The following is an 8,099-nucleotide window of genomic DNA, read 5'->3' on the forward strand; positions in this document are numbered from 1 at the left end:
GACCGCCGGCCGCCCGTTGAGGTAGATCACCGGGACGCCCAGATCCTCGAGCTTCCGCAGCTGGTCCGGGGTGAGCGTCAGCTCGGGCGCGTCGGTCGGCGGGGCCGGCTCCGGCTCCTCCGGGTTCTCCCAGGGCGGGGCGCTGTGGGTGGTCGTGGGGAGGGTGAGGACGACGATCGCGAGCGTCAGGGGGAGCGCCCACCTCACGCGCGCGACCCCCGGGGGAACGGTGAGGCGGCGGGAGTTAAGTGTTGGGAATGGGTCGCGCCCCGGCCTCGGGTGGGGGCGGCCCCCTTCTATTGTAATCGAAGGAGGGAGGGCCCAACGGCGCCGAAGCGAGCCCGCCGGGCGACGACTCGGCGGGGCGGGTTCGGGCGGGCGCGGGATCGTGTGTGGGGGTCCTACCCCGGCCCCGGGTGTGGGCCGACCCTTCCTATTGTAATCACGAGGGATAGGGCGCGAAGGGCGGGGAGGTTGGGTGCGCCGGTGGGCCCTACACCGGCGTTTTGGGGGCCTTCTTCGTGGTGATTACAGTGGGATGCGGGCGGAGGAGGCTGCCCGACCCGGTGACCCGCGCCGGCCGGAGGGTGCCCGCTCCCACGGGCCCACCGGCCGGGGCGAGCCGCCGACCCGGTTGGGGGTCTCCAGCCCCACCCGGTGGGCGCGGGTCGCGGTGACCATCGTCGGGTCCATCCCGGCGGGACGTTTCGTGGGTGTCGACGGGTCGACCGCGGTGAGGAGGAGAGGAGCGGCCCCGGTGCGGTACGAGTACTCGGCCGCGGGGTCGAGGGTCGTGACCGGGGTGCCGTGCGTCGGGACCGGGTGGTCACGCTGGGAGCCGGGGGTGCAGGATCCCGGCCTCCGGAGGGGGCGGCCCCCGTCCATTGTAATCGCAAGGGACCGTGGGCGCGCAGGACGGTGGGAGAGGGTGCGCCTGGGATGGGCCGGCCCTTCCTTGGGTGATTGCAATGGGAAGGCGGACGATGCCGTGGGTCGGGTCGCTCTCCTCGAGGTCTCCGGCGGGCCCCTCACGCTCCGCGGGTGCCTCTATCGCGGTGTGAGGGCCCGGAGCCGATGGGGCGCGGGCCGGAGGCGCCCACGTCCACGCCGTCGTTGGGTGGTCTCGGGCGGACGGTGGTGCGATCTTCGGGTCTTCTCCCAGGTGGTTACAATGGAAAGGGTCGGGTGGTGGCGCGAGGGTGGGTGCCGGGGTTACGGGTGCCCGGGAGCGGCGTGCCGGTGGGGGTGGGATGGCGGAGGGTCAGGTGACCGGTACTCGGCCCGCGTCCGGGGCCCGTCGGGAGGCGGAGCTTTTTTAAGCTCCGGGGTGATTACAATGGTGTGGGTGGGCCCATAAGGGGGCCGGGGTCGTGACCTGGGAGAACGTGCCCGTCCCTCAGGATCCCGTGGAACGCATCCGCGTCCTGCGCGTGCTCCGGGAGGTCTACCGTCGTGAGGTTAAGCCGGAGTTGAAGAAAACGTACCGTCGGGTTGGTGGGCGGACGTACGGTCCGTACTACGTGGCCTACCTGAAGCGGGTGCGGAGTAAGGGGTTCGATCTTCCGCGGGTCTTCTACTTGGGGAAGGAGAACGAGAGCGTGAGCTTCGTTCGCTGGCTCGAGGAGCAGTCCGAGGGGTTCGTGCTTCGACTGGCCCGACTCGCGGTCCGGCACCTGCGGGCCGCCCTGGAGCGGTTGGTGGAGGAGGCTGCTCAAGGAGAGGTGAGTCACAAGCGGGTGGCTCGGGTACTCTCGCTCGCGTTCGAGCTGCGGCCCTCCCGGTCCGTGAGGCTCCGGAAGTTGCTGGAGCGGGCGCCCGGGTTTGCCCGGTCCGTGTTGGGGCCGTGGCCGGCCTGGTTCGCGGATCGGGTGCTCCGGAGGCTCCTCTTGCATAAGACTCGGGATGGTGAGTGGGTGCGGGACGTGCTCTGGGAGCTGGAGCGGTGGAAGCTTCGGCACGGTGGGTAGGGGGTGGTGTTGGATGGGTGCTCCGTACTCGGGGCGTGGTCGGCCGTCTCGGGATGAGTTGGGGATGATCGTGGCGCGGATTCGGGGGATGGAGTTCCGGTTCCTTACGGCGCCGGGCGTGTTTTCGTGGCGTCGGGTGGATAAGGGGACGTTGTTGTTGGCGGAGTCGGCGCCGTTCGATCGGGTGGGGAGCGTGTTGGATCTGGGGTGTGGGTACGGGGTGTTGGGGATTGTGGCGGCGCGGGTGATGGGGGAGGGTCGGGTGGTGTTGACGGATGTGAATCCGCGGGCGGTGTGGTTGGCGCGGCGGAACGTGGAGTTGAACGGGGTGGGGGACGTGGCGGAGGTGCGGCGGGGGGATCTGTACGGTCCGGTGGAGGGGGAGTCGTTTGAGTTGATTGTGTGCAATCCGCCGGTGCGGGAGGGGCTTCGGGTCGTTAACAAAATAATAGAGGAGGCTCCGGGGTACCTGACGGAGGATGGTGAGCTCTGGTTGGTGGTGCGGCGGCGGATGGGTGCGGAGCGGGTGCGGGATCGGATGGCGGAGGTGTTCGGGTCGGTGGAGGTGGCGGCGCGCGGTTCGGGGTACTGGGTACTGCGGGCGCCGGGGTGAGTGGGTTGTCGGAGGAGGGTCTGCCTCGTGAGGTGTTGGAGGCGGTGGAGGAGTACTACAATCAGCCGGAGATCGTGGAGTTGGTGGAGTCGCTGCGGAAGCCGGAGTCGATCGAGGATCTGGGGTTGCCGGAGGAGTACGTGGAGAATTTGGTGCTCAAGGTCATCGCGGATCGGGGGCCGGTTTCGGGGCGGGAGATCTACGAGGTGACGCGGATTCCGATCCCGATCTTGGAGGAGATCGTGGGTGAGTTGGAGGATCGGAAGCTGGTGGGTCACACCGGTGGGGGCCCGATGTTTCAGAACACGAACTTCGACGTGACGCCGAAGGGGCGGGATCTGGCGGAGAACATCATGAAGGAGGATCCGTACATCGGCGTGTGTCCGGTCCCGTACGAGGATTACGTGGACGTGGTGGGGGATCAGGTGGAGGGTCGGTATCCGATCGAGATCCCGGAGGAGGTGGTGGAGTACGCGTTTCACGACGTGGTGGGGGCGGAGGAGGCGAAGCGGGTGTACCGGATCGCGGCGACGTCGGGTCGCGGTCTGATCGTGTACGGGCCGCCGGGTACGGGTAAGACGTTCACGCTGAGTCGGATGGCGAAGCTGTTGCCGCCGATCGTGATCCCGAGGGCGGTGTACGTGGCGGGGAGCGTGCTGCAGCTGTACGATCCGGACTTTCACGAGCCGCGGCCGCGGCGGGAGCAGCCGGAGGATGAGCGGTGGGTGAAGATTCACGCGCCGTTCGTGTTCACGGGGGCCGAGCTGACGCTGGACGATCTGCAGGGGCGGTACGACGCGGATAAGGGCGTGTACGAGGTTCCGCCGCACGTGAAGGCGCACGGCGGCGTGTTCCTGGTGGACGACGTGGGGCGGCAGCGGGACTCGCACATCGCGATCCTGAACCGGTTGATCGTGCCGATGGAGAACAAGAAGGACATCGTGCACGTGGCGGGCACGGCGGTGGAGGTGTTCTGCGACTTCATCGCGGCGTTCTCGACCAACCTGCCGATCACCGTGTTCGACGAGGCGCACCTGCGGCGCGCGCCGCTGTTCGTGCACCTCTCGCACCCGCCGCTCGACGACGCCGTGGAGCTCTTCCGGAAGCGGTTGGAGGAGATGGGCGAGAAGTACACGGAGGACGCCATCGAGGCGTATCGGAGGGCCTTCCTGCCGGAGGAGGAGGGTGGTTGGGGGCTGAAGCCGACGTTCGCCTACGCGCGGGACGTCGCGCAGATCGCGCAGGCGATCCGGATCCAGGAGGGGAAGGACGTGATCGACCGGGAGATCGTGGAGAAGGCGATGCGGCACCACATCGTGCTGACGCTGCAGCGGCACGGGGCGGACCTGGACAAGTTCGGCTCGGAGGAGACGGAGGTCTCGGTCACGACCGTGGTCGTGAAGGGGGCGGGCGAGGAGGTCGATCGGATCGAGCGGATCCCGGGCGTGCGGACGGCGGTCCGCCTAGGCGACGACGTGTACGTGGACCTGGAGGGGATCTCGCCCACCAAGTTCATCGAGAGCCTCCGGCAGGAGGGAATCCGCTTCGCCGACGTGGAGTTCGTGGGCACGTTCCAGTCCTCGATCCTGGCCGAGGCGACGGCCATGGAGGAGCTCATGGCGAGCTCGGAGGAGTCGGGAGAGGAGGCGTCCGAGGCGTCCTCCGAGGCCTCCGGCGGGTCGGTTGCCGGCGGGTCCTCCGCCGAGAAAACGGCTAAAGTCGAGGAGGGCGCCGAGGAGGGCGGCGGGTCGTCCTCGGACCTGGACGTGGACCTGGAGGAGGTGGAGGACCTGCTCAAGGACCTCGAGTAGGGGGGCCGGGCCGTGGCCAAGCGGCGCAAGGACGACGTTAAGGATCTGTTGGGTGACCTGGGGGACGACCTCCTACGAGACATCCTGGGCGGTGAGGAGGAGTCCAGGGAGCGGGAGGAGCGTCAGGCGGCGGGGGCCGAGGCCGCGGGCGCGCCCGAGGCGGAGGAGGAAGAGCGCAAGGTGCAGCCCCTACCCTCGGAGGAGGCGGAGAAAGTCCTGGAGAAGCACGAGGAGGCGGAGGAGGGCGAGGGTAAGATCCTGTGCGACGACGAGCTGCGGAGGATCATCGAGTACCCGGATCAGCCCGTGCCTATCTACATCTCGAAGGACTTCAACCGGTACTACAAGCTCGAGACCCTGCGGGGCAAGATCGTCAAGCGGCTGGGAACGAACGCGCCCCGCTACGCGCGGGACGACGAGGAGTTCAAGCGCGTGCTGGACGACGTGAAGGACATCCTCTCCATGAACATCGACTTCGACCCCACCCAGTACCCGAGCCTGGAGGAGCGCGAGAAGGCGTTCATGGAGGAGGTGGAGGAGGCGTTCGACAGCGTGCTGGACGAGTACCCGGAGCTGGAGGTGATCAAGGACGAGCTGAAACAGCTCCTGGTGTACGAGATGATCGGGTACAAGCACATCCACCCGCTGCTCAAGGACGATAATCTGGAGGAGATCATGGTCGTGCCCGAGGTCGTCCTGAGCGGGCAGGCACGCGAGTGCTTCGTGTACGTGTACGACCGTGATCACGGAATGTGCCTGTGCGACTTTAAGATCCCCTCCCGCGCGGCCCGCACCGTGATCGAGCGGATCTCGCGAGAGTCGGGCCGCCGCATCGACCGGGAGAACCCGCTCCTGGACGCGCACCTCCCGGACGGTAGCCGCGTGAACGCGACCATCCCGCCCGTGAGCCCGGACGGGCCCACGATCACGATCCGCAAGTTCCGTGAGGACCCGCTCACGATCACGGACATCATCCGGTTCGGCACGCTCAGCTACGACGCGGCCGCCTACCTCTGGCTCGCCGTCGAGCACGGCGCGAACATCCTCATCGCCGGCGGCACGAGCAGCGGCAAGACGACCACCCTCAACTGCCTCTGCATCTTCATCCCGCCCGAGGAGCGGATCATCACGATCGAGGACACGCTCGAGCTCCAGCTCCCCCACGAGCACTGGGTCCGCCTCACCACCAAGCCGCCGAACGTGGAGGGCAAGGGCGAGATCACGATGGACGACCTCGTCAAGAACACGCTCCGCCAGCGCCCCGACCGGATCATCGTGGGTGAGGTCCGCGGCCCCGAAGCCCGCACCCTCTTCACCGCCATGAACACGGGACACGACGGCTGCATGGGTACCCTCCACGCCAACACCGCCCGCGAGACGATCACCCGACTCACGAACGAGCCCATGAACGTGCCCAAGATCATGATCCCCGCCCTCGACATCATCGTCATGCAGAACCGCTTCCTCCAGCGCGGCTCCGGCTCCATCCGCCGCGTGACCGAGATCTCCGAGATCGCCGGCATGGAGGGCGACACGGTCCAGCTCAACACCGTGTTCGAGTGGAAGCCCGAGACCGACGAGGTCCGCAGCACCGAAGTCCCCAGCATGGTCTTCAAGAAGATCCAGGAGAAGACCGGCATGAGCATGGACGAGATCCTACAGGAGATCGAGATCCGCAAGCAGATCCTGAAGTACCTCGTGGACAACAACATCCGCCACGTTAAGGAGGTCGGCCGCTTCATCCAGGAGTTCTACAAGAACCGCGAGAAGGTCCTCCAAAAGGTCGGAATCACGGGGTTCACGTAACATGCTGAGCACACTCCTCTACTTCCTCCTCGCCGGTACCCTCGCCTTCGCCCTCATCCTCCTCCTTGCCCCCCGCCTCCGCGTGACCGAGCAGATTGGCCTCTACGTCGAGTACGCACTCTACCAACTCAGCCGCCTCACCACCGCCAGCCGCGGGGGCGGGTCCACCCCATCCCTATCACTCTCCACCCTCGCCGACCGACTGAGCGAGGCCCTCCGACTCGGCGGCGGGGGTGGGGGCGGCGAAGGCGGCCCCCTCGCCCAACTCACCCAGGCCCTCAGCGGCCTCACCGGACGCCTCGGAGGGGGCGAGGGTGGCGGAGGCGGCCTCCCCTTCCAAAGCGTCGCGGAGCGCGTGAGGGCCCTCCGACACGCCGAGGGAGAGGAGACCCTCGACACCGCCGAGCGGATCAAGCAGCTGGTGCTCAGCGAGGGCGAGGAGGAAACCGCCCGCGACCGCGAGGCCCAGGAGATCGAGGAACGACTCCGCCGACTCCAGTCCCGGCGCCGGGGCGCCCTCGAGGAGATCGTTCAGACCATCACCGAGTCCGACTGGGCCGCCACGCTGGGCTCCGCCTTCCGCGCCCTCGCCCCCGACCGCGAGCAGCTCCGCAAGGCCGGACTCAACCTCACCCCCACCGCCTTCGCCTCCATCATCGGCCTCTCCACCACCCTCATGCTCATCCTCATGTCCGCCCTCGCGGCCGCCCTCCCCATCCCCACCGCGCTCAAGCTTCCCGCCCCCCTCGTCGGCGCCCTCTCCGGCGCCGCCGCCCCCAACCTTTTCCTCCAGGTCCGCATCAAGCAGCGCCAGGACGAAATCGCCCGACAACTCCCCTACGCCATCCGCCAGATGGCCACCGAGGTCTCCGCCGGCATGTCCCTCATCGAATCCATGAAGAGCATCGCCGAGTCCGACTACGGCGCCCTCTCCGAGGAGTTCGAGCGCGTCGTCGCCGAGATCCACGGCGGCGCCCCCGTCGAGGAGGCCCTCCGCCGCCTCGCCGACCGCTGGGACATCCCCGGACTCAAGTCCGCCGTCCGCTTCATCCTCCAGGCCATGGAATCCGGCGCCAACATCGCCAAGACCCTCATGGTCCTCGCCGACGAGATCGCCAACGAGATCCGCGAGAAGTACCGAGAGTACGGCCACCGACTCCAGTCCCTCGCCTTCCCCTACATCATGATCACCATCATCCTACCCACCATGTTCCTCGTCGCCATGATCATCGCCGCCAACATGTCCGGCGGCCTCCCACTGCCACCGATCCAGTTCGCCCTCATGATCACCCTCATGGTCGGCATGACGGGCGGCATGTTCCTGTACCTGTTCAAGGCCATGGAACCCAAGGTCTAACGGGCGGGGCCCAACATGCTCCCCGGCCTGGGACCCGACGCGCTCAAGGCCCTCGGACCCCTCTTCCGCATCGCCGCCCTCCTCGCCGCCCCCGCCGCCGTCCCCCTAGCCCAACTCATCGTCCGACGCATGGACCTCGACGAGCTCAAACAGCGCGACTACCTCCTCCGCGTCACCAACATCAACGTACCCTACGAGCTCTACGCGGCCGCCACCCTCCTCTACTTCCTCCTCGGACTCCCCATCACCCTCCTCCTCTTCAAACTCCTCGCCAGCCCCCTCGCCCTCGCCCCCCTCGCCCTTCCCGCCGCCATGCTCGCCTACCCACGCATCGTCCAACGCGCCCGCATCAAGGACATGGAGGAGAACCTCCCCGACGCCCTCCGCCAGATGGTCGAGGAACTCCGCGCCGGCTCCTCCGTCTTCGAGGTCGTGAAGAACGTCGCCGAGTCCGACTACGGCGCCCTCTCCGAGGAGTTCTCCATCGTCGTCCGCGAGATGGACATGGGCAGCACCTTCGAGGAGGCCATGCTCAACCTCGCCGA

General features: G+C 67.7%; 7 protein-coding genes. 6 read left to right on the forward strand and 1 reads right to left on the reverse strand.

Features of this window, described 5'->3' with window-relative positions; all coding sequences use genetic code 11:
- On the reverse strand, positions 1-207 hold a 207-nt coding region (locus ACXJJV_RS02885; RefSeq protein ID WP_456466676.1), incomplete at its 3' end, for a hypothetical protein.
- Between the two features lie 1,163 nt (positions 208-1,370).
- On the opposite strand from ACXJJV_RS02885, the gene ACXJJV_RS02890 reads away from it, so the two are divergent.
- From ACXJJV_RS02890 to ACXJJV_RS02915, 6 genes are all read left to right on the forward strand, one after another.
- Positions 1,371-1,967 (forward strand): DUF1678 family protein, encoded by a 597-nt coding sequence (locus ACXJJV_RS02890; RefSeq protein WP_456466677.1) that lies wholly within the window; start codon positions 1,371-1,373, stop codon positions 1,965-1,967.
- A gap of 13 nt (positions 1,968-1,980) precedes the next feature.
- Entirely contained in the window at positions 1,981-2,580 is a 600-nt protein-coding gene (locus tag ACXJJV_RS02895) for a class I SAM-dependent methyltransferase (protein WP_456466678.1), read from the forward strand.
- A 5-nt stretch (positions 2,581-2,585) separates the two neighbouring features.
- The gene (locus ACXJJV_RS02900) at positions 2,586-4,391 is read left to right on the forward strand and encodes an ATP-binding protein (protein ID WP_456466679.1); all 1,806 of its coding nucleotides are present in this window, start codon (positions 2,586-2,588) and stop codon (positions 4,389-4,391) included.
- Between the two features lie 12 nt (positions 4,392-4,403).
- Positions 4,404-6,197, forward strand: a complete 1,794-nt coding sequence (locus ACXJJV_RS02905; protein WP_456466680.1) for a TadA family conjugal transfer-associated ATPase — start codon at positions 4,404-4,406, stop codon at positions 6,195-6,197.
- A gap of 1 nt (position 6,198) precedes the next feature.
- Positions 6,199-7,554, forward strand: coding sequence for a type II secretion system F family protein (locus tag ACXJJV_RS02910; RefSeq protein WP_456466681.1), 1,356 nt, complete (start codon positions 6,199-6,201; stop codon positions 7,552-7,554).
- Between the two features lie 15 nt (positions 7,555-7,569).
- The coding region (locus tag ACXJJV_RS02915; RefSeq protein ID WP_456466682.1) for a type II secretion system F family protein at positions 7,570-8,099 on the forward strand (530 nt) is incomplete at its 3' end.

The organism is Methanopyrus sp., assembly GCF_053997775.1.